The organism is Pseudomonas sp. ERMR1:02, assembly GCF_002277815.1.
Classification (GTDB): Bacteria; Pseudomonadota; Gammaproteobacteria; order Pseudomonadales; family Pseudomonadaceae; genus Aquipseudomonas.
Window position 1 is genome coordinate 1 of the sequence record NZ_NKJI01000023.1, and the last position, 22,046, is coordinate 22,046.

A 22,046-nucleotide genomic window follows, 5' to 3' on the forward strand; every position below is an offset into this window, starting at 1 on the left:
GAAGACGCTGCTGGCCAGTCGCATCGCTCAGCATGAACCGCACAAGAGTGGTGGCTCGTGCTCGCGGCGCTGAAGATTCCGGGTTTCCTGACCCTGGGCCTGATCTACTTCCTGATTCAAGTGGCGTCCTACGGCTTGAATTTCTGGGCACCGCAACTGATCCGTAGCGCCGGTACCGAAAGCCCGGTGATGATCGGTCTGTTGACGGCTATCCCGTACATTTGCGGCGCCATCAGCATGGTGGTGATCGGGCGCTTGTCCGATGCCTCTGGCGAGCGGCGCAAGTTTGTCGCAGGGCTAGTCGCGGTCGGCGCGATCGGTTTCTTCTGCGCCGGGATCTTCGCCAACCATACGACCTTCCTGATTGTTGCGTTGGGCTTGCTTGGCGCCGGGATCATCGCCTCGATCCCGAGCTTCTGGACCCTGCCACCCAAACTGTTGGCCGGTGCCGGCGCAGGCGCTGCGGGCGGCATCGCGGTGATCAACACCCTGGGCCAGTTCGGGCGGCATCGTCAGCCCGGTCATGGTCGGACGGATCAAGGACCTGACCGGTAGCACCACACCGGCGCTATACGTGATAGGCGTCTGCGCGCTGATCGCAGTGGCGCTGCTGATGTGGGGACTGCCGCAGAAGCTGCGCACACTGGACAAGTTCTAACGGTTCGCAGACTACGCCGGTTCCTGCACGGACCACGCATCCGGGCAGGGGCTGGCGCAGACTGCGATTAAAGCACTGAAATCTGCAGTGCCAGATAAATCGCTTTCGCGAGCAAGCCCGCTCCCACAGTGGGTCGGTGGCGAACATAAAAATTGTGTTTCCGCAGTCCTGGTGGGAGCGGGCTTGCTCGCGAAGACGGACTGACAACCGCCATCGCACTGTCTGCTACTCACTCAACCCGCCGTTAGTAAAGCGGGTGCCTTTCTCTCTCTGCCGCGCCTGCGGCAGTGCCTTTCCCTTGATCCTCGACTCTCGAAGCCCCTGTCGGTGATGAAGTTCTTCGACGATCAGTCAGTCAACGCCCAATAACCTGATATAGACTGGCCACCATTGACCAGATAGTTCAAAAGGCCTTCCCATGACCCCATCGCTGCTAATGGCCGTGCTCGCCTCGGGTTTCATCTACGGCATCACCCCGGGCCGGGTGTGCTGGCGGGTTCGGGATTGGCGCGGCGCATGGGCGGCGGGCGGGGCGGGGTTTCTCTGCGGGCATTTGTTGGGGGATGTGATCTGGTGCAGCGCGGCGCTGGTGGCGATTGTCGGTGCGCGGGAAATCGGCAGCACCGCGTTTGATGTGCTGGGTGTGCTAAGCGGGCTCTATCTGTTCTGGCTCGGCTGGCGTGCGATGCGGGCGCGACGCAGTGGTGCGGAAGTGCCACAGGGGCCGGCGCGGCAGCCGTTCTGGCATGGCATCCTGTGGTAACGGTCAGGGATGGTTTCTTATTGCTGCATAGGTCGGAAACGTTTTTGGCGCGCGCGCATCACTTGCGTCTGGTCTGAACGTCGGCTGCCGTTCGTCGCAGCATGAGCGCATTTTTCTAAACCTTTTGGCGTGCGCAAATTCAGAATCTATGCGGGCTACTGCTCGCCGCGATTATCACCAAGAGGTAGAGAATCATGCCTAACTCAAGAAACTCGAACTCGGGCAACGCCAACGATCGAACCAAGGCGCCTGACGCTGGTCGCAAAGGTGGGAAAACCACTACCACGACTGTCGATAAAGAGCCTGCGAAACCCGACATGGGCCGTAAAGGCGGACAAGGGGAACAGAAATCCCGCTAGTGGATGAAGGTGGTTTTGATTGAGAAGCGGGGGCGAAAGCTCCCGTTTGAATTTTTAGAGGAGGGCGCGACCATGAGCCGGATGGCCACCCAATTTCGCAACACCGTTTTTGCTACTTTAATGGGGCTGAGTGCCAGCAGTGCGTTCGCCCAGACACCCACTGAATTCATCAACGATGCCTCGGCCAAAGAAGTGGCCGAAATCGAAGCCAGTCGCCTGGCGCACCAGAAATCCGAATCCAAAGAGGTCAAAGACTACACCATCGTCGTGATCAACGACCGCACTACCGCCAACCAGCGTCTGGCGAAAATCGCCAGGCAACTGGATTTGCCGGTCGCCCCGCGCGAAGAAGTGGTCGATAAAGCCAAAGCCTTGATGCCCGAAGTCATGGAAGGCGCGAGCTTCGATGAGGCCTATGCGGCCAGTCAGGTGAAAACCACCGAAGAAGCCATCGAGCAGCTCGAGCAAACGGCGCAGACCACCGACGTGCCGCAGATCAAGGCGTTCGCTGAAGAAACCCTGCCTAAGCTGCAGAATCACCTGCAGATGGCCAAAGCCTTGCAGGCCAGCCGCTAACCATTGGCGTGCGCGGGTGCCTCCCGCGCATTGCCGATCAGCATTCATTGAGATCCTGCTTGCCTTTTTCCTCGACGGCGTTGCCCTCAAGGGAAACCGTTTCGCCCTCGCCCAGTTTTCGGTATTGCTTTCTCAACGCTTCCAGCTGCTGCAGGTCCAGCGCCTCGAGCCCCAACATCGCGTTCTGAGCTTCTGTCGTCACCCGCAGCAACTCATCGATCTTCAGGTGCAAGATGTCTGTGTCGCGGTTTTGCGTGTTCTGGATCAGGAACACCATCAGGAAGGTGATGATGGTGGTCGAGGTATTGATGATCAGCTGCCAGGTATCGTCAAAATGAAAATACGGCCCACTCAAACCCCACAAGAAAATCAGGATGATCGCCCCCAGGAACGTCCTGGGATTACCTGCCCAGAGGGCGAGTTTCTGCGCAACTTTTGCGAATTTCATGGCCGTGTTCCTTATAAGAGGGCGCCTGAATTTCAGACAGTGACGGCGGGATGAAAATTCGACTGGTGTTGGGGGCTGCATTTCCTGATCGGTATCTTTCTTTGTGCCGGTTTGTGGCTAGTATCAATGGCAGTCAGTTTGCCAGCATGCAAAGACACGGATCGAAACCAGATAAGAGGCCACTCATGGAATTTTTCGAAAAGCTCGCAAGTCTCTCTGCCAAAGTTCGTCTACAGGGCGCTGCCATTCAGACTGAGGAGGCGACCAAGAATGCTTTCGTCATGCCCTTCATTAGCACGGTACTGGGCTACGATGTCTTCGATCCTACAGAGGTGACGCCTGAATTCGTTTGCGATATCGGAACGAAGAAGGGGGAGAAGATCGACTATGCAATCATGAAGGGAGGGGAGGTCCAGATCCTCATCGAGTGCAAAAAAATTGGTGAGTCGCTGCACATCAATCATGCCTCACAGCTGTTTCGCTATTTCCATGTCACCAGCGCTCGAATCTCCATTCTCACCAACGGTCAGGTCTACAAGTTTTTCACTGATCTGGATGCGCCCAATAAAATGGATGAGAAGCCCTTCCTTGAACTCGATCTGCTGGATATCGACGAGTACTCCGTCCCCGAATTGATCAAGCTCACCAAGTCAGCGTTTGATGTGGAGTCGATCATTAGCGCTGCAGGTGAGTTGAAATACGTCAGCCAAATCAAAAAGGTCATTGCTTCTCAGGTCAGTAAGCCAGACGACGATTTTGTAAAAGTGTTCGCTTCGCGCGTATACGATGGGGTGATTACTCAGAAGGTGCGCGAGCAATTTCATGAGCTAACGAGAAAGGCCGTAGTGCAGTTTCTCAACGACCAAATCAATGAAAGGCTCAAGTCGGCCATGAGTGGCGCTATCCAACCAGCGTTGGCCTCTTTGCCGGTTTCTTCCAGCGGTGCCGAGCAAACGGATGCAAGGGATGAGTCAGAGGACAAAGTTCTGACGACCTTGGAGGAATTGGAGGGCTATCACATCGTCCGGGCTGTGGTTCGATCTGTCGTAGATGCCAAGCGAATTGTTCAGCGCGATACCCAGAGTTACTTCGGCATTCTGCTCGACGACAACAACCGCAAACCGATCTGTCGTCTGCACTTCAACCGCTCGCAGAAGTACATCGGTATATTTGATGAAGAGAAAAACGAAACCCGGCATGCGATCAATTCAGTCGATGATATTTACGAGTATTCGGATCATTTGAAGAAAACCGTCGGGTATTACAATTAAGACCATTTTCCAGCGATGAAAAAAAACCGGCCAGTAACGCCGGTTTTTTGCTAAAGAGTTCACAGGCATATCCCGCCAAAGGTGGAATGGAGCTAAACCTGCGAGTGGCTGTATCGTAGCGAACCGGTTGTCTGTTCCGATTACGACAACGCACCGACAGGAGAACGCAATGAGTTGGTCCGCCAAACAATACGTCGCTTTTGAAGATGAACGCACCCGCCCCGCCCGTGACTTGCTGGCGGCGATCCCCGCCGGGGACGTGCGCTTGGTCATCGACATCGGTTGCGGCCCCGGGAATTCCACCGAGTTGCTGGTGGAGCGTTTTGCCGATGCCACGGTGCGCGGGCTGGACAGTTCGGCCGACATGATCGAAGCCGCCCGCAAGCGCTTGCCGCAGGTGCGTTTCGATATTGCTGATATTGATACCTGGAACGACAGTGGCCCCTTCGATGTGATTTTCGCCAATGCGGTGTTGCAGTGGGTACCGGATCACGCTGTGTTGCTGCCTTCGCTGGTGAACAAGCTTGCACCCGGTGGCAGTCTGGCGATTCAGATGCCGGACAATCTCAATGAGCCTTCACACCGCTTGATGCGCGAAGTCGCGGCTGATGGTCCCTGGGCGGGCAAGCTTGCCGGAGCCGCTGGGCAACGTACGGAAATGGCCGATGCCAGTGGCTATTACTCAATCCTGAAAGCCTGCTGCACCCGCGTCGATGTGTGGCGCACCACCTACCATCATCCGCTGGCGGGCGGTGCGTCGGGTGTGGTCGAGTGGTTCAAGGGCAGCGGTCTGCGGCCGTTTCTCGATCCGCTGGATGAGGCCGAACGCACGCACTATCTGAAGCAGTACCTGACGGCCATCGGGCAGTCCTATCCGGCGCTGCCTGATGGCTCGGTGCTGCTGCCGTTCCCGCGGTTGTTTCTGGTCGCGACCCGCTGATGTGAAAAAGGGACGGATGACGATAAGTGTCATCCGCCCCTTTTCTTTGTGCGCCTGGCGCTCAAGTATTCAAAAACAAACGAAGCAAAGCCGAACAACCCGATCATTGAAATGATCATGATCCCCAACTCTGAACTGTCCATGCTGACCTCTAAGCGAACGGTGAGTCGGCAGAATAGGGCATCTGCCGTCAGGCACAACACAGCGCTACGGCATCTTTACGTGTGTGCGGGGATCTATACGCAAACGATACCAATGCCTGCAAGAAACACTTGGCGCTGAGCGCCGCAAACCTTGTGGGAGCGAGCCTGCTCGCGATAGCGGTCGCACATTCGCATCTGAGTTGCCTGCCAGGCCGCCATCGTGAGCAAGCTCACTCCCACAGGGTGTTACGTCAGGACGGTTCTGCATCCATGCGTCGAGCGATAACGTCCAGCACATCGCAACCGTCACGCAAAGGCACGCAGCAGAGCAATGCAAAGTCGCTGAGGATTACCGAGTCAGTGGTGATGTCACCTCGCATTGCGAGGTTTTCAAGGATCTGCGTCACGGCTCGAATTCTGTAACTGGCCGTGCTGAGCAGGGAGTGCAGGGGTTGTGTGGTGTTGACGAACAGCGAGGGTAGATCGTCGGCGTTGCTGGTTAAAGCCATGAACTCTTGCATGAGTAAAGCTCCACTTAGTTGAGGTTTCCAGCCGATCGTCGCCAAACGAAAGGGTGGCAACTGTACGCAGGTTGGCGAACCGGAGTGGAAGCCGGCAGATCCGAAGATCTCCCGCATACAGTTGCCATAAAACGACAACTCTACAAATGCAAAAACGCCTGCAAGCAAGCCAGTGCGCTCTTGCATTCCACTTCAGGTCGCCAAACCCGACACGCCATTTTGGGCGCGCTCGGACTATAGACCTCGTGGCAAAAGCACAGCAATGCGCAAGTGTACGGACAATTCCCAGACGGTTGTAGGACGTTGCTTTATTTAAAAATGGCGTCGCCTGAGATCCAGCGCATCACTAAATGCCGTCCACAAAAAACCGGCCACAACGGGCCGGTTTTTTCGCAGCAACTCCTAAAACTGAAGTATGCCTGAAGCCTCAGGCCACGCCTGCAAGCAAGCTCTCGTAAGGAATTCGCAACCCATCGTGTAGGCGCTTGATCATCGACAGGCTCAATTTGCGCTTACGGTTCAGTACTTCGGATACGCGTCCGCTTGTACCAATAAAGGGTTCCAGGTCGCGAGGGGTCAAGCCCTGCTGATCCATGCGAAATTTAATGGCCTCAATCGGGTCGGAGGGTGGCATTGGATAATGCTCGTCTTCGTATTTCTCGATGAGCAGCGCCAAAATCTCCAATTCATCACCTTCAGGCGAACCAATCTCTGCCCCCCACAACTGCTCCACACGAGCAAATGCAGCCGTCAGATCTTCTTGGCTACGAATAGGTTTAATGTTCATTACACGGTCTCCGCGTTGATCTGATCATACTGGGCGTGGGTGCCAACAAACCGTATGAAGCCAAGCTGTCGCTGATAATCAATTGCCAGGATCACTCGGTACTTGTTGCCGCCGATGTTGAAGACAACCCTGCCGCCCTTAAGGATGCTTGCCGTTCTCAGCTCCGCCTTGACCTCTTGTGGTGTGCGATAGATGGCTTTTTCCATGTGTCGATACCATTCAGCAAGCGGTGTTTCGGCGTCAGCATGAGCTGGGCTGCTTTCCCAGAATTCCCGCAAGGTCCCTTTTGCAATCACTCGCACCGCACATCCTCCCGTTTTGGGAGATGTTAGTCTTCGCTTTGCAGAGATGCAATCTCTGATATGCAGCCAATTTGGACCACTCAAATTTAGGCCACAAAAAGCCAGCCACTTGGACCGGTTCACTGCTACCTCTACCGGTACGAAAAGACTATCGCTTGATGAAATTTGATAATAAATCGGTATTTTTCGAGAAAAACGTTAACGGATTCAGGTTGCTACCATTCCGGAAGCACTTGCAGAACAGTAGGGTGAGTTGGACCAAAATGGCGAATGACTCACTAACCCAATCCCACCAAACCCCAGATACAAAAAAACCGGCCATCAAGGCCGGTTTTTTCTTTACCTGCATCCCCCGTCAAAGAACGACGTGAGACAAAAATTCGATTGGAGCGGGTGAAGGGAATCGAACCCTCGTTATCAGCTTGGGAAGCTGGAGTAATGCCATTATACGACACCCGCTCAGAGCGGCTGACTTTGTACCAGATGTGCGCGTGGAAATGAAGTTTTTCTTTACGCCAGATGGCTTTAGCGCAGGTGAAACAAAGCGGACCGCGTTGCGGTCGTTCGCGGGCAAGCCTTGCTCCTACAGAGCGGGGCTTGCTCGCGATGACGCTGTTTCAGATGGCCAATGCATGGTGGTCCTGGACGTAGTGGTAACGCGGTCGGCTTTCGTGTTGCGAAGGCTTCAGGAATCCCAGCAGTGCATTACGGCTTTCCTGGCAGGCGGCTTTGTGTTCCATGTCGAGAAAGTGGCCGGTGGACAGCAGGGTGCTGAAAGTACTGTGTTGCACGTGACCGGCGAACAGTTGGGCGTCTTCGGCGGCGGTGTATTCGTCCCATTCGCCGTTCATGAACAGCACAGGAACATTGATCTTCTTCGCCGCGTTCAGGTAGCACTGCCGATCACTGTTAAGCACATCGCTGATGTGAAAGTGCATCTGTCCGTATTCATGCTCGGCCAGGCTGCTGACGTGACGGTAGTTGAAGCGTTTGAACAGCGATGGCAAGTGTTTGCCGATGGTGCTGTTCACCAGGTTGCCGACCCGGTCGCCGTCCCGGCTGCCGAGGTAATCGACACCGCGCTCGAGGTAATCGAGCATGTGTGCGTTGACCACCGGGGAGAACGAACTGATGACGGCTTTTTCGATGCGCCGTGGCCGTTGCGACAGCGCGACCAGGGTCGCGGCGCCACCGAAGGAAAATGACAGCACGTGTTCGGCGGCGAAGTGCTCGATCAGCTCCAGGAGGATCTGCCCTTCGATTTCCTTGGTCAGCATTTGCTCATGCAGGTTGTGGGCTTTTGACTTGCCCGCGTAAGGCTGGTCGTAGCAGACCACGTTGAATTGCGGATGAAGGTTTTTCACGGTTTGTGCAAACGACGCAGTCGTGGCCATCGAGCCATTGACCAGAATGATGGTCTTTTGCGCGGCGTCTGCGCGATAGAACTCTGTGTAAACCCGATACTGACCTTGTATATCCAGCACAGCAATTTCTGGCCTCATGTCATAAGACTCCTGGCAAGCGGGTATGCGCGCAAAAGAGATTGCACGAGCTTTGTGACAGGTAGGCATACGCCTTGGAATTTGCTGGCCCATGTCGATCCAATGCAGTCCGGTCGACGGGTATTGTTATTGGCGGGCAGTCTGCCGTATGAGGCCGGAACCCAAGGGCTCCTGACGGCAAAAAGTTTCTTGGAAGTATATTGTGACTCGTCGGTCACATTTCGGCCGACGTCCTGATTCAAGCAGGGGTCACATCATTGCGCAAGTGCTTTGGCAAATTGTTCTACAACTTCTGCTCAGCGGTAGGCTGCTTAGATCGATTCGATCTCTTCATCGCTTAACGGGCGGTATTCACCCGGTTTCAAGGCGTCGTCGAGTACCAGTGGGCCCATGCGCTCACGGTGCAGGCGCATCACTTTGTTGTCGAAGTGGCCGAACATCCGCTTCACCTGATGGTAACGACCCTCGACGATGCTCAGGCGTGCTGATTTCGGCCCCAGCAGTTCTAGCCCGGCCGGTTGGGTGGTGAGGTCTTCGAAGGCGAAGTACAGGCCCTCAGAGAATTTGATGGCGTATTCGGGGCCGATGTCCTGCTCGGTTTCGACGTAATAGACCTTCGGCAATTTGGTCCGCGGCTGAGTCAGGCGTCGTGACCAGCTGCCATCGTTGGTGATCAACATCAGGCCCGTCGTGTTGAAGTCCAGGCGACCGGCGATGTGCAGTTCGTCCTTGTTCGGCTCATGGATCAAGTCGAGCACGGTCGGGTGCTGCGGGTCACGGGTGGCGCTGACGCAACCGGCGGGTTTGTGCAGCATGAAGTGACGTAGCGGCTTGCCGGTTTGCAGTACCTCATCATCGACTTCGACGCGGCTGAACTCGCGGACTTCGGCGTGCGGATCGCTGACGATTTTTCCGTCAATCCTGACGCGCTTTTCTACCAGTAACAGGCGCACCTGCTTACGGTTGAAGCGGGGCAGGTTGCTGAGGAAACGGTCGACGCGCATGACTTAAGGATCGGTGAAGAAAGGGCCGCGCATCTTACTTGATCGGCTGGGCGGCTGCTTGCAACTGCGCCTCGACCTCGGCGCAGCGTGGGCACAGGCAGGAGGCGTTGCGCAGCTCGGCTGGCAGCGCTTGTAGCACCGCCGGGTCGATGCTGACGCCGTAGCACCAGCACGCCCGATCGGCGGTTCGCGGGTCGGCCAGGGTGCAGTCGTTGGGCGCGCCGCAGGCCGGGCAGAGATCAGACTGGTTCATAAACGGAGTGAGGCATTTCCACGCAGGTACGGTTGCGGCCACGTTGTTTGGCCCGATACATCGCATGATCGGCCCGCGACAGCAATGTGTGCAAGGTGTCATCGGCTTGCAGGGTGGTCAGGCCGATGCTGACTGTCAGCTGTAAGCTACTGCCGTTGTAGGCATAAAGCTGTAGTTCCACATGCTGACGAATTTTCTCGGCGATCATCAGACCGGTCTCACCGTCGGTGTCCTTGAGCAGCACGATGAACTCTTCACCGCCCCAGCGGCAGACGATGTCGGAGTGGCGCAGACAACTCTCCAGGTCCCGGGCGAAGCCGATCAGCACCTGATCGCCGGCCAGGTGGCCGTAGGTGTCGTTCAAGGCCTTGAAGTGGTCCAGATCCAGCAGCAACGCGGTCAGCGGTTTGGGTTCGCGCTGGGCCTCATGCATGGCTTGCGCGGCCAGCAGGTCGTAGCCGCGACGGTTGGGCAGTTCGGTCAGGCTGTCGAGAGTTGCCTGGGTCTGGATCTTGTTCTGGTAACGGTTGATCACCCGGTGGAGCAGAGCCAGCACGGTCAAGGTGACCACGAGGCAGATCAACAGGTTCAGGTACAGCGAGCGGCGGATATCGCTCAGGTCGCCATCTTCGCGTTTGTCGACGAACAAGTACCAGTTCAGTTCTGGAATGAACCGCACGTTGAGGAAATGTCCTTGGCCCTGACCGGAATATTCGTAGCTGCCGCTGTGGGGTTGGGGCAACTGGCTGACCAGGTTTTTCATGCTGTCCAGATCACTGAGGGGCTGCCCGGCCCGTGCTCCTTGCGGGCCGCCTTCGGCGCCGGTGAGCACCAGGCGTCCGAAGGTGTCGACGAAGTACACGCTGCGTTGGTAATGCTGCTGATACTTGTCGATCAGCTTGATCACCGCATCGACCGTCAGCCCGACGCCCGCCGCGCCAATGAAGCGGTTGTTGTAGTCGAAGACCTTGTAGTTGATGAAGAAGGTCAGGTTGTCTTTGTTGGCAAGATCCGGATCGACGTTTATCTCGTAGGGATCTTTCATGTCGCGCACGCGAAAGTACCAGGCATCGCGGGGTTCGGTGGCCTTGACCTGCTTGAGGACGCCCTTGGCGTGGTAGTAAGTGAGGCTGGTATTGGAAACGAAGAATGCGGTGTAGGCGCCGTAGTGGGTCATGACCTCGTTGAGGTAGCGGGTCATCTGGTCGGTGTCGCGTTCGCCGTTTACCACCCAGTCACGCATAAAGGTGTCGCGGGACATCATCGATGAAATCAGGATCGGTCTGACAAGGTCTTTCTGGATTTCCGAGTAGACGGTGTCCGATGTCAGCGGCAGTTCGGTGTTGACGATGTTGTCGCGGATCGACGTCCGCGAGGCGTAGTAGCTGAGGAAGGAGGTGGCCAGGAAACCTGCGCCCAACAATGCGACCAGCGTGAGTACTAACGAGCGTTGAGAGTACAGCGGCGAGCGAAGCGGCATGGCAATTCCATTGGCAATAATCCGATGGCGAGCATTCTAGAGGTAACTGCTGGGAAATGACCGCTGCATTTGTGGGGCGAATCGGTATGGATCAGGGTTTGGTGGCGCCTGAGCCGGCGCCTTCGCTGGCAAGCCAGCTCCAATTACAGGGGGGGCGTATTGATCGTTCCCATGCTCCGCGTGGGAATGCATCCTGTGACGCTCTGCGTCACGCCTGGGAAGGGACGCGGAGCGTCCCGGGCGGCATTCCCACGCAGAGCGTGGGAACGATCTCAGGAACGGGTATTCAGGTACGCACGCCATCCGCCCAGATGACTGATATCCACCGCACCCTCCAACCCATACCCCTCACAGATAAATCCGCTCTCCCAACGCCCATCCGCCAGTTGCACCCTACCCAACCCCAGCGGCGCTGGAATGCCGGTCAGGAACGAGCCCAATTCGCTGCTCGGCAATTCCCACACTTCCACGGCAATCGCCACACCGCCATCTTTCACCCGAACCATACCCGGACGGAATGGCGGGCCACCGGCCAAGGCATACAGGTGATAGTCGGGTGAACTGAACGTTGTTTCCACGAGTCGGGCGCTGCGCTGCTTGAGTTGCCAGTTCAACGCCAATCCGTCCAGATGCGCGCCACAGACCACCAGTCGCGCACGATCATGACGGGCGACAGCCGCAGGTGCAGGTATCGCCAGACCTTGCTGGCGCTGCAAGCCATCGGCCACGCTCAACAAGTATTGATCGGTAAACGCCCGGCCAAACAGCGTAACGCCCCAGGGCAAGCCGTTGTCCATGTAGCCGCTCGGTACCGCGATGGCGGCGTAGTCGAGCAGGTTCATGAAGTTGGTGTAGTAACCCAGTTCCGAGTTGCGCTGCACCGGTTCAGCCGCAAGCTCTGCCAGCGTGACAGGGCGACCGATGGTTGGCGTAATCACGCAATCGAGCCCTTCCAGCGCCTTGTCACACAGAGCTTTCAGGGCTTGCAACCGATACTGTGCGCGGAAGGTTTGTACGCCGCTCACCGCCGGTGCCTTGGCCAGCACGGTGCGAATCACCGGCAGCACGGCTTTGGGATTTTGCTCCATCAATTCACCGGCCACGCTGTAGCGCTCAGCCACCCACGGCCCTTCGTAAAGCAAACGCGCCGCTTCGAGAAACGGCGACAAGTTGAACTCCACCGCTTCCCCGCCCAACGCCTTGAGATGCTCGATGGCCCTACTGAACAACACCGGGCCTTGGGTGCAGCCGAAGAACTCCAGGTCCTGCTTGCGCGGTACGCCAAACTGGAATGGGCGAGGCGTGCCAAACGCCGAGCCGTCATTCCACAGTGGATTACTGCGGCTGTACTCGTCCCGTGGATCGAGGCGAGCGGTGAGCGCCAGCAACTGACTGGCCTCCCGCGCGGTTGCGGTAAACGTGGTCACGCAATCAAGTGTGCGACAGGCCGGCACAACGCCCGCCGTAGAGATCAAGCCTTTAGTGGCCTTCATCCCGACCAGATTGTTCAACGCCGCCGGCACCCGTCCGGAACCCGCGGTATCGGTACCCAACGCAAAACTCGCCACGCCCAGTGCGACCGCCAGCGAAGAACCTGCGCTGGAGCCTCCCGACGGATACTCGGGCAACACACTATTGGGGCACGCGCCATACGGTGAGCGACTGCCATTGAGCCCTGTGGCGAACTGGTCGAGATTGGTCTTGCCCAGAGGAATCGCCCCCAGTGCCAGCAACTGCTCGACTATAGTCGCCGAACGCTGCGGCACATAGGCGAACGCCGGGCAAGCAGCGGTGGTCGGAATACCTGCCAGGTCGATGTTGTCCTTGATCGCGAACGGCACGCCGTACAGCGGCAGGCTGTCGATATCGCGGCCATCGAGCGCGGCGAGGTACGGTTCCAGTTCCAGGTCGCTGAGCAAATGGATAAACAGGTGATAGTCCGGGTTCAGCGCCGCCGCTTTTTCCCGCAAATCCAACAGCAGTTTGCGCGGTGAGGTCTCGCCGGTGCGGTAGGCAATACGCAGGGCATCGAGTTGCAAATTCATGGCGTTCATCCTTTAGAAATGGGTTCAGTCGAGTTCCAGCACCACCACGCGCTGTCCGGCGCGCACCGCCGAACCGGGCTGCAGGCGAATCTCGCGCACCACGCCGGCCATTGGCGCGAGCAGTGGAATTTCCATCTTCATCGACTCCAGAATCACCAGCACATCCCCGGCCTCGACCCGGCTACCGGTTTGCACCTGGACCTGCCACAGGTTGCCGGCGATGTGGCTGTCGACGCTCATTTGATCGCTGCCCAGCGGCGCGTCTTCGGTCATTTGCGGAGCCGTTTCTTCGCTGTCGAAATGCGCCTGGCCGCTGGCAATCCAGCGCTCGCGCTCGGCGTTGAACGCGCCTTGTTGTTGAGCCCGAAATGCCGCGATGGTCTCGGCCTCTTTCGCCAGAAACGCCTGGTAATCCGCCAGGTTCAGCTGACTGTGCTCGATGTTCAGATCGAAGCGCCCGAGGGGGAAATCGCGGCGAATGCGCATCAGTTCATCGGCGCTCACCGGGTAGAAACGGATCTGGTCGAAGAAGCGCAGCAACCACGGTTTGCCATCGAACGCGGCGACTTCGCGGTAGCGGTTCCACATCTGCAAAGTGCGCCCGACAAACTGATAACCACCGGGGCCTTCCATGCCGTAGACACACATGTAGGCGCCGCCGATACCCACCGAGTTTTCCGCGGTCCAGGTGCGGGCCGGGTTGTACTTGGTGGTCACCAGGCGATGCCGCGGATCGAGCGGGGTGGCGACCGGTGCACCGAGATAGACATCGCCCAGGCCCATTACCAGATAGCTGGCATCGAACACCGTGCGCTGTACTTCATCAAGGTTCGGCAGGTCGTTGATGCGGCGGATGAACTCCAGGTTGCTCGGGCACCACGGTGCGTCCTTGCGCACGGTAGTCATGTATTTTTCGATCGCCAGCTGGCAAGCCGGGTCGTCCCAGGACAGCGGCAGGTGGACGATACGCGACGGCACTTGCAGGTCCTTGGCGGCACACACGGCATCCCATTCGCCCGCGACGATGCCCAGCAGATCGGCCAGCGGCAGTTGCTCGGGTTGGTAGTGCACTTGCAGCGAGCGGATGCCTGGGGTCAGGTCGATCACACCGTGCAGGTGTTTGCTTTCCAGCGCTTGCATGAGGGCGTGGGCGCGGAAGCGCAGGACGAGGTCGAGTTCGGGTGCGCCGATTTCCAGGAGCAGTGGGTGTCGCCGGACAGCCTCGCGACCAGACGCGTATCGTCCTGCCCGATATCCAACACCACAGGCGACACAACCCCCTGTAGGAGCTGGCTTGCCAGCGAAGAGGCGTGTCAGTCGATATTTGTGTATCTGACACACCGCTTTCGCTGGCAAGCCAGCTCCTACAGAGTTTTCGGGCGTCTTCAAGATTGACCGGCACGAACTGCACTTTGTCCCCAGCCTTGAGCTGCCCCAGTTGCCAAAGATCCGCCTCGATCACCGTCACCGGACACACGAATCCGCCGAGGCTTGGGCCATCCGGACCGAGGATTACCGGCATGTCGCCGGTGAAGTCCACGGCGCCAATCGCATAGGGATTGTCATGAATGTTCGACGGATGCAGCCCGGCTTCACCACCGTCGGCGCGCACCCATTCCGGCTTCGGTCCAATAAGACGCACGCCGGTGCGACTGGAGTTGAAATGCACTTCCCACTGCGTGGCGAAGAAGGTGCCGATGTAGTTTTGTGTGAAGTATTCCGGCGCGCCATGGGGCCGTAAATCACACGGATTTGCCTTACGACGGGCAGTTCGATGACCTGGGTTTCAGGCAGTTGTGCGCCCACGCTGCGGTCGCTCAAGGCCGGCACATGCAACACGTCGCCGGCCCGCAAGGCACGACCGCCGTGGCCGCCGAACTGTCCGAGGGTGAAGGTACTTTTGCTGCCCAGATAGTCGGGCACTTGCAGGCCACCGCGCAGGCACAGATAACTGCGCGCACCTGCACCGGCGATTGTGCCGAGGCTCAACGTAGCGCCTGCCGGCACCCGCAATGACGTGTTCATCGGTACGGTTTCGCCGTTGAGCGTCAGTGGAATTATCGCCCCGGTCACCGCGATCACGGCTTCGCAATTGAAGCGCAGCAATGGCCCGCTCATGGTGATTTCCAGCGCCGCAAAGCCTTCGTCGTTGCCCAGCAACAGATTACCCAGCCGCAAGGCCCGACTGTCCATCGGCCCCGACGGCGGCACGCCTACTGCCCAATAGCCAAGGCGGCCGGGGTAATCCTGAACGCTGGTCTGCGTGCCAGCGCTGAGCACTTCAAAGGTGTTGGCCTGATAGATCAAGCCATCAAGGCACCGGGTCCACGGCTGACCACTGGCGAACGGCACATCAAGCAGGATTTGCCGCAGGTAATCGCGGTTGGTTTCCACGCCATAGAGCAGGCTGTCGCCCAGGGCTTGATGCAGATCGGCGCGGGCTTCTTCGCGGGTCGGTGCCCAACTGATGACCTTGGCGATCATCGGATCGAAGTACGGCGGGATCTCGCAACCGGCCTCGACCCAGGTGTCGATGCGCAGATGTTTGCCATCGGTGACAGGGAAATTCACGGCGGTGAGCAAGCCGGGGCTCGGTTGAAAATCCCGGCCTGGATCTTCGGCATACAGCCGCGCCTGAATCGCATGACCCTCGGCTCGCAAGCCTCGATACAGCTCACTCAACGGCGGCAGATCACCGGCCGCCAGTTGCACCATCCAGCGCACCAGATCCACGCCCCACACCTGTTCGGTGACGCCATGTTCGACCTGCAAGCGGGTGTTCACTTCAAGAAAGTAAAAGCGCTGAGCGTCACTGTCGAAGACGAATTCCACGGTGCCGGCGCTGCGATAGTTCACCGCTTCCGCCAGTTTGATCGCAGCTGTGCACAGCTCATCGGCCATGCCGTCAGGCAGGTTCGGTGCCGGGGTTTCTTCGAGGACTTTCTGGTTGCGTCGTTGTACCGAGCAATCGCGCACGCCGAGGGCGATCACTTCACCGTGGCCGTCGCCAAACACTTGTACTTCCAGATGTCGGGCGCGCTGGATGTACTTCTCGATGAACACACCGGCATCGCTAAAATTGTTCTGGCCCAGGCGTTTGACCGCTTCGAAGGACTCACTCAACTCGGCCGCGCTACGGCACACACGCATGCCGATGCCGCCCCCGCCGGCAGTACTTTTGAGCATCACCGGGTAGCCGACCTGTTCGCCGGCGATCAGGGCCGCGTCGAGGCTGTCGAGCAGTTCAGTGCCTTCGAGCATCGGAACGCCATATTGTTTGGCCAGGGCGCGGGCGGTGTGCTTGAGGCCGAATACGCGCAGTTGCTCTGGCGTCGGACCGATGAAGGCAATATTGGCGGCTTCGCAGGCTTGGGCGAACGCGGCGTTTTCCGAGAGAAAGCCGTAGCCGGGATGGATCGCCGTGGCGCCGCTGGCTTTGGCGATAGCGAGGATTTCTCCACCGCCAGATACGTACCGGCGGCCGCGCCTTCACCGAGGCTGTGGGCCTCATCGGCTTGCAGCAGGTGCAGGCTGGCGGCATCGGCTTCGGAGTAAACGGCGACGCCCTGGACGTGCAGTTCGCGCAGGGTGCGCAGGATGCGGCAGGCAATGGCGCCACGGTTGGCAATCAGGACTTTTTCGAACATGGCAAAACCCCTGGAGGGGATGCGGGCCGTCCCGCAGTTTTTCGATGAGCGCCTGGGTCGTCCCCGGCGGAAAAATCAATTCGCTTCAGACCACCACCGAACCCCTGTAGGAGCGAGCCTGCTCGCGATGGTCGTGAACGATTACGCGTAAAACCAGATGCCCAGCGGTGGCTTCGAGTTTTTCGCGAGCAGGCTCGCTCCTACAGTGGGTGGTGGTGTTCTTGATGTTGAGGCATTGGCTGGAACGGGCCTGGCACAAGGCAAACAACCAGCGGCGCAAATGGCTGAGTTTCAGTTCCATACCAGCAGCTCCGCAGGGGTCGGGTTGTAGGCGTTGCATGGGTTGTTCAGTTGCGGGCAGTTGGAGATCAGTACGATCACGTCCATTTCGGCGCGCATGTCGACGTACTTGCCCGGGGCGGAAATCCCGTCTTCAAAGGTCAGGCCGCCGTCGGCAGTGACCGGCACGTTCATGAAGAAGTTGATGTTCGGCCCGATGTCACCTTTACCCAGTCGACCATCGTGCACACAGGCACGCAGATAGTTATCGCGGCAGCTGTGCATGTAGCGTTTTTCCAATGCGTAACGCACGGTGTTGCTCTCTTGCGCGCAGGCGCCGCCCAGGGTGTCGTGGCGGCCGCAGGTGTCGGCGACGATGGTCAGCATCGGCTTGCCGAGGTTGGAATACAGCACGCTGCCGGTGCTCAGGTAGACGCTGTTCTGCCGACGCAAGGTGCGTTGCACGTCGTAGCGTTCTTTTGGATTGGCAACGCTGTAGAACAACGTATCGACCGCCTGATTGCCTTCCAGATCAAGGATGCGCAAGGTCTGGCCGGCCTTGACCTCCATCAGCCAGGGTTCTCCGGCGGGGATGGTGGCGCGGTAGACCGCTGCTTCTGGTTGTCTGTTTGCGGCATTGCCATTAGAAGCGGCAGTAGTAGCGATGGCGAGTGACATGGCAGCGATCCTCAGGCGAACAGACGGTCGGTGTTGATGAAGCCGCGCTCGTTTTCCGGGCGCGAAGTGCGGCAGTGTTCGGCGACGCTGGCGTCGGCGTTCATCCAGCTGAGTTTCAAGGGTTTCGGCGCATATTCTGGCGCCGGGTCCATCGGGTGTTGCAGGGCGGTGAGCACCACCAGGGTGTCCATCGGCGCGTACAGCTCGATGTAATCGCCGGCCTTCGAGTTGCCTTCGACAAATTGGAAACGCCCGGCGTCATCGACGTTCACGCGGCTGAACAGGTTGAGGGTCATCAGCAAGTCCGACAGGCCCAAACCCCACTTGCCCAGTTCCACCAGCAGGTTGTCGGTGCCGTTGCGGAAAAAGCCATTGCGCAGTTCCTGATAGCGGCCCGCGCCGTATTTTTCCGCGACTTCTTCGGCGCAAAGCACGCCGCCGAGGCTGTCGCTCCAGCCGCAGGTGTCGGCAGTGATCGCCGCCAGTACCCGGCCCATGTCCGAGTACAGGCAATGGCCGGTGGTGAGCTTGGCGGTGTGTTGGCATTTGAGACTGTCGGGCAGGTTCAGGCGCTCGGTTTTTTCATTGGCGTTGAGCAGCGTCAGGCTGACATTGGCGCCGCCGCGAATGTCCGTCAGGCGCAGCAACTGGCCGCGTTTGAGCACGAATGAACGATGGCCGCCGCCGGGGAGCATTTCTTCGGCGAAGGGCGGAAACAGTTGGGTCGAATCAGTCATTTTCAAATTCCTCTAAGCGATACGAAGCGTGCCTGCCAACGTAGCCGGCAAGGCATCGACGGCGGCGCGCTGGGCACGGCGGTCGCTGTTCAAAGGGATGTCGTAAGTGATGCGCGCTCCATAGGCACCAGGCGCGTGCGGGTCGACACGGACCTTGTCGAACACCAGCAAACGGGTGCCGAGGCTGAAACCTTCGGACAGGTCGTGGGTGACCATGAACACCGTCAGGTGCGTCTCGCGCCACAGCTCCAGCAACAGGCTGTGCATGTCTTTGCGAATGCCCGGATCGAGGGCGCCGAACGGTTCGTCGAGCAGCAATACCCGCGGCTTCATAATCAGCGCCTGGGCGATGGCCAGGCGTTGCTGCATGCCACCGGAAAGCTGTGCCGGGTACTTGTCCAGCGAGTGGCCGAGGCCGACTTTGTGCAGCAGCAACGAAGCTTGTTCGCGGGCGTCTTTTTTGGCGCTGCCGAATAACCGGCCCAGTAGCGGTGAACGCGGCAGTTCGAGACCGAGGGCGACGTTGTCCAGAACGCTCAGGTGCGGGAATACCGAGTAGCGCTGGAACACCACGCCACGGCTCGCGTCCGGTTCGCCGGCCAGCGCTCGGCCGTCGAGGTGAATCTCGCCGCGACTGGCTTTTTCCTGCCCGAGCAACAACCGCAGGAAGGTCGATTTACCGCAACCCGATGCGCCAACCAACGTGCAGAACTCCCCTTCATTGACGTTCAGATTCAGGCCTTCGAGTACCACCTGATCGGCGTATTGCTGCCAGACGTTTTTCACGGTGATGAAGCTCATACCCGCGCTCCTTCGTACCAAGGGAAGGCACGCTGAGTCAGACGCTTAAGTCCCCAATCCATCAGCCAGGCGAGCAGGGTGATCCACACCACGTAAGGCAATATCACGTCCATCGCCAGGTAACGGCGCACCAGGAAAATCCGGTAGCCGAGGCCGTCGGTGGAGGCGATGGCTTCGGCGGCAATCAGGAATAACCAGGCCGAGCCGAGCATCAGCCGCAGCGAGATCAACAGGCGCGGCAGCAATTGCGGCAGCACCACTCGCAGCATCAAGGTCCAGGTTGAAGCGCCGAGGGTCTGGGCCTTGATCAGCAACTCCACGGGAATCTCCCGGGCGCGCTGTTCCAGATCACGGGCCAGGGCCGGGGTAATGCCGATCACGATCAGCATCACTTTCGACAGCTCGCCGAGACCGAAGACGATGAACAGGATCGGCAGGATCGCCAGCGGCGGTACCATCGACAGCACCGTCAGCAACGGCGACAACGGCGCGCCGAACAGCGGCAAAGTACCTGCCGCCATGCCCAGGCACAGTCCGGCCAACGCGCTGATGCCCAGGCCAATGGCCAGCCGTCGAAGGCTGGAAGCGGTGTCCTGCCAAAGTACATATTCACCGGTGCGTGTGTCGGCGACGAAGGCCAGGCGTTTCACCGCGTCGGTCATCTGCACGGCGCTGGGCAGCAGCTTGTCGTTGGGGTTTTCAGTCAGCCGCTCGGCCGAGCCCATGAAGTAGGCGAACAGCACCAGGGCGAACGGCAGGATCACCAGCAACAGGCGACTCGGGCGATCCGGGTGGCGATTGATCAGGCGCATGGCCAAGTCCTCTTCTTACAACTTGGCGTCGGCGGCCATCTGTACGTAACTCGGGTCGAAGCGCAGCTTGAGGTTGCCCTTGTCGCCGCTGGTCACGCCGTTGGCGAAGGCCATGCCGACCGCGCTGGTGTCCTTGGCGCCTTCACCCAGCAAGCCGTGCTGGAAAGAAAACTCGGCCACCTTGCGCATGGTGTCCGGCAGTTGCTTGCTGGTGCTGAACGCCAGCGCTTCCTTGGGCGTGGCGAACAATTTGGTGGTGTCCAGTTGCGCCTGGAAACCGGCCAGGTCGGTACCCGAGGCTTTGGCCATGTGTTCGAGGGCGGCGTTGCTGGCGGCGTTTTTCGCGTTCATCAATTCGACCACTTCGAACCACGCACCGGTCAGTGCTTTACCGAGGCCGGGTTGTCTTTGAGGGTCTGGGAGTTGACGACCATCATGTCCATGATTTCGCCGGGGATCTGGCTGGAATTGAAGACTTCCGTCACCGCAGGTTTGGCCTTGATATCCGAAAGCATCGGGTTCCAGGTGGTCACGGCATTGACCTGCTCGGTGTTGAAGGCGGCCGAGATGTCAGCGTCGGAGGTGTTGACCACTTTCAGGTCTTTCTCAGTGAGGTCCACCGAATCCAGGGCCCGGGCCAGTAGGTAGTGAGAGACCGATAGCTCCACCAGGTTGACGTCCATGCCCTTGAGATCGGCGACTTTTTTGCCTTCGCCCTTGAGTACGATGCCGTCGTTGCCGTTGGAGAAATCGCTGACGATCAGCGCGGTGCTGTCGACGCCACCGGCTGCCGGAATGGTCAGCGCATCCATGTTGGTCATGGTGCAACCGTCGAACTGGCCGGCGGTGTACTGGTTGATGGACTCGACATAATCGTTGAGCTGCACCACATCGATCTTGATGCCGTACTTCTTCGCCCATTTGTCGACGATGCCTTGGCTGCCGGCGTATTCCCAAGGCATCCAGCCGGCATAAATGGTCCAGCAAACGCTGAAATGGTCTTTTTGCGCAGCCTGGGAAGAGAAGCTCACGAAGGCTGCAAAAGCAGCGGCGAGCAGGGCGGGTAAACGAAGCTGGGACATGGTGATTCTCCAGTTGATCAAGGGCGGGCAGGAGTCAACGCGGCACCGCGAACGGTGGCTTGTCTCCCGGGCTTTTGTCCCGCCGTGTAACCTCAACTGGAGGTCGCTAACTCTCGGACCAGCCACTCGCGATTGCGAGCCGGAACCCTAGTCAGCCATTGCAAATTGTGGTGCCGCGAACCTGTGATGACTCCTGCACGGGTTTGCTAAAGCGAGAGCCGTGCCAAGTCCAATGGAGCGCTCTGGACCGGTGGTTTTGGATGGTTGACTCTTCGGTGGTGGAGGCAGTGTTGCCTTTAGATGGTGCGTAAATGCACCGTAATGGATCGTCGACGCCTTCCATCGGCGAGATGTTTCAACTTGTTACGGGGCCGCACCAGATTCCGAATTCGATGTCAGATATTTTGACAGTCACCGAATCATCGACTGTCGCCCGCCAGCGTCGCTGGTGTGGCTCACTCGCGGTCCAGGAGGCCGCCATGCTCTGTCGAAAGAAACTCCGCCGAATTCTACTGACTGCTGTATTGGGATTGTCCCTTGGTGGCTGCGTGCCTTATGAAGATGGAGGAGCCGGTTACTACAGTTCCGAGGTCTATACCTCGCCAGCGCCAGCCTATTATTCCGGCGGCGGGTCTTACTATTCAAACGACGGGTATTACACGCAGCCTCGCAGGTATTACGCACCGCCTGCCAGGTATTACCAGCCGACACCGCGGTATTACTACCAGCCACGGGTTTATCAGCCGGCGCCACGCTATTACCAGGCACGGCCAGATGATCGGGCGTATCAGAATCATGGTTGGGACGGTCGCCACCGTGGCAACTGGGACAATGATCATCGTGGCGGGCACAACAACAATCACGACGGTCGAGGCGACCGCGATGGGCGCGGCGATCGCGATGGCCGGGGCAACCACCGGTAGTCCGGTTTAACCGTAATCCCCCTGTAGGAGCGAGC

At 58.7% G+C, this 22,046-nt stretch carries 19 protein-coding genes, 1 tRNA gene, 6 pseudogenes and 1 riboswitch; of the genes and pseudogenes, 7 read left to right on the plus strand and 19 right to left on the minus strand.

Going from position 1 to position 22,046, the window contains the following annotated elements; genetic code table 11:
- From CES87_RS27490 to CES87_RS27505, 4 genes and pseudogenes are all read left to right on the plus strand, one after another.
- A pseudogene (locus tag CES87_RS27490) lies at positions 1 to 658 on the plus strand (MFS transporter); the annotation flags it as partial.
- A 418-nt stretch (positions 659 to 1,076) separates the two neighbouring features.
- Positions 1,077 to 1,418: pseudogene (locus CES87_RS27495) on the plus strand (LysE family translocator); the annotation flags it as partial.
- A gap of 197 nt (positions 1,419 to 1,615) precedes the next feature.
- On the plus strand, positions 1,616 to 1,780 hold the full coding sequence (locus CES87_RS33750; protein ID WP_128608576.1) for a stress protein: 165 nt from the start codon (positions 1,616 to 1,618) through the stop codon (positions 1,778 to 1,780).
- Between the two features lie 72 nt (positions 1,781 to 1,852).
- Positions 1,853 to 2,356, plus strand: coding sequence for a DUF4142 domain-containing protein (locus tag CES87_RS27505; RefSeq protein ID WP_128608577.1), 504 nt, complete (start codon positions 1,853 to 1,855; stop codon positions 2,354 to 2,356).
- 37 nt (positions 2,357 to 2,393) lie between these two features.
- Here CES87_RS27505 and CES87_RS27510 read toward each other — a convergent pair whose 3' ends face one another.
- Complete coding sequence (locus CES87_RS27510) at positions 2,394 to 2,804, minus strand: low affinity iron permease family protein (protein ID WP_128608578.1); 411 nt, start codon at positions 2,802 to 2,804, stop codon at positions 2,394 to 2,396.
- Between the two features lie 185 nt (positions 2,805 to 2,989).
- On the opposite strand from CES87_RS27510, the gene CES87_RS27515 reads away from it, so the two are divergent.
- Positions 2,990 to 4,075, plus strand: a complete 1,086-nt coding sequence (locus CES87_RS27515; protein WP_128608579.1) for a type I restriction endonuclease — start codon at positions 2,990 to 2,992, stop codon at positions 4,073 to 4,075.
- A gap of 169 nt (positions 4,076 to 4,244) precedes the next feature.
- Complete coding sequence (gene tam / locus CES87_RS27520) at positions 4,245 to 5,015, plus strand: trans-aconitate 2-methyltransferase (protein ID WP_128608580.1); 771 nt, start codon at positions 4,245 to 4,247, stop codon at positions 5,013 to 5,015.
- A gap of 394 nt (positions 5,016 to 5,409) precedes the next feature.
- On the opposite strand, the gene CES87_RS27525 is transcribed toward tam, so the two are convergent.
- The 18 genes and pseudogenes from CES87_RS27525 to CES87_RS27595 form a co-directional block, all read right to left on the minus strand.
- On the minus strand, positions 5,410 to 5,679 hold the full coding sequence (locus tag CES87_RS27525) for a short-chain dehydrogenase (protein WP_128608581.1): 270 nt from the start codon (positions 5,677 to 5,679) through the stop codon (positions 5,410 to 5,412).
- A 427-nt stretch (positions 5,680 to 6,106) separates the two neighbouring features.
- Positions 6,107 to 6,466 (minus strand): type II toxin-antitoxin system HigA family antitoxin, encoded by a 360-nt coding sequence (locus tag CES87_RS27530; protein ID WP_128608582.1) that lies wholly within the window; start codon positions 6,464 to 6,466, stop codon positions 6,107 to 6,109.
- On the minus strand, positions 6,466 to 6,768 hold the full coding sequence (locus CES87_RS27535) for a type II toxin-antitoxin system HigB family toxin (protein WP_128608583.1): 303 nt from the start codon (positions 6,766 to 6,768) through the stop codon (positions 6,466 to 6,468). The genes CES87_RS27530 and CES87_RS27535 overlap by 1 nt, the downstream gene beginning before the upstream one ends.
- 385 nt (positions 6,769 to 7,153) lie before the next feature.
- A tRNA-Gly gene (locus CES87_RS27540) sits at positions 7,154 to 7,227 on the minus strand.
- 158 nt (positions 7,228 to 7,385) lie between these two features.
- On the minus strand, positions 7,386 to 8,270 hold the full coding sequence (locus CES87_RS27545) for an alpha/beta fold hydrolase (RefSeq protein ID WP_128608584.1): 885 nt from the start codon (positions 8,268 to 8,270) through the stop codon (positions 7,386 to 7,388).
- 311 nt (positions 8,271 to 8,581) lie between these two features.
- On the minus strand, positions 8,582 to 9,274 hold the full coding sequence (locus CES87_RS27550; protein ID WP_128608585.1) for a pseudouridine synthase: 693 nt from the start codon (positions 9,272 to 9,274) through the stop codon (positions 8,582 to 8,584).
- 34 nt (positions 9,275 to 9,308) lie between these two features.
- Positions 9,309 to 9,527: a cysteine-rich CWC family protein gene (locus CES87_RS27555; RefSeq protein WP_128608586.1), complete on the minus strand. Its 219-nt coding sequence runs from the start codon at positions 9,525 to 9,527 to the stop codon at positions 9,309 to 9,311.
- Entirely contained in the window at positions 9,514 to 11,007 is a 1,494-nt protein-coding gene (locus tag CES87_RS27560; RefSeq protein ID WP_128608587.1) for a diguanylate cyclase, read from the minus strand. The genes CES87_RS27555 and CES87_RS27560 overlap by 14 nt, the downstream gene beginning before the upstream one ends.
- Positions 11,008 to 11,279: 272 nt before the next feature.
- Positions 11,280 to 13,052, minus strand: a complete 1,773-nt coding sequence (gene atzF / locus CES87_RS27565; protein WP_371858274.1) for an allophanate hydrolase — start codon at positions 13,050 to 13,052, stop codon at positions 11,280 to 11,282.
- 24 nt (positions 13,053 to 13,076) lie between these two features.
- Positions 13,077 to 14,367, minus strand: a pseudogene (locus CES87_RS34645) (carboxyltransferase domain-containing protein); the annotation flags it as partial.
- Positions 14,368 to 14,508: 141 nt separating this feature from the next.
- Positions 14,509 to 16,313 (minus strand): annotated as a pseudogene (locus tag CES87_RS34650) (5-oxoprolinase/urea amidolyase family protein); the annotation flags it as partial.
- Positions 16,314 to 16,430: 117 nt separating this feature from the next.
- Positions 16,431 to 16,699: pseudogene (locus CES87_RS34655) on the minus strand (biotin carboxylase N-terminal domain-containing protein); the annotation flags it as partial.
- Positions 16,700 to 16,784: 85 nt separating this feature from the next.
- Positions 16,785 to 17,000, minus strand: coding sequence for a hypothetical protein (locus CES87_RS32470; protein ID WP_178081492.1), 216 nt, complete (start codon positions 16,998 to 17,000; stop codon positions 16,785 to 16,787).
- The gene (locus CES87_RS27575; protein ID WP_128608589.1) at positions 16,991 to 17,656 is read right to left on the minus strand and encodes an urea amidolyase associated protein UAAP2; all 666 of its coding nucleotides are present in this window, start codon (positions 17,654 to 17,656) and stop codon (positions 16,991 to 16,993) included. Before CES87_RS27575 ends, CES87_RS32470 begins: the two co-directional genes overlap by 10 nt.
- A gap of 11 nt (positions 17,657 to 17,667) precedes the next feature.
- Positions 17,668 to 18,393: an urea amidolyase associated protein UAAP1 gene (locus CES87_RS27580; protein WP_128608590.1), complete on the minus strand. Its 726-nt coding sequence runs from the start codon at positions 18,391 to 18,393 to the stop codon at positions 17,668 to 17,670.
- 12 nt (positions 18,394 to 18,405) lie between these two features.
- Positions 18,406 to 19,194: an ABC transporter ATP-binding protein gene (locus CES87_RS27585; protein WP_128608591.1), complete on the minus strand. Its 789-nt coding sequence runs from the start codon at positions 19,192 to 19,194 to the stop codon at positions 18,406 to 18,408.
- Positions 19,191 to 20,006, minus strand: coding sequence for an ABC transporter permease (locus CES87_RS27590; RefSeq protein WP_128608592.1), 816 nt, complete (start codon positions 20,004 to 20,006; stop codon positions 19,191 to 19,193). Before CES87_RS27590 ends, CES87_RS27585 begins: the two co-directional genes overlap by 4 nt.
- A gap of 15 nt (positions 20,007 to 20,021) precedes the next feature.
- Positions 20,022 to 21,088 (minus strand): annotated as a pseudogene (locus CES87_RS27595) (putative urea ABC transporter substrate-binding protein).
- A gap of 61 nt (positions 21,089 to 21,149) precedes the next feature.
- Positions 21,150 to 21,250: riboswitch (guanidine-I (ykkC/yxkD leader) on the minus strand.
- Positions 21,251 to 21,567: 317 nt separating this feature from the next.
- Between CES87_RS27595 and CES87_RS33755 the strand changes: the two are divergent.
- Positions 21,568 to 22,011 (plus strand): hypothetical protein, encoded by a 444-nt coding sequence (locus tag CES87_RS33755; protein ID WP_128608593.1) that lies wholly within the window; start codon positions 21,568 to 21,570, stop codon positions 22,009 to 22,011.
- Positions 22,012 to 22,046 lie beyond the last annotated feature (35 nt).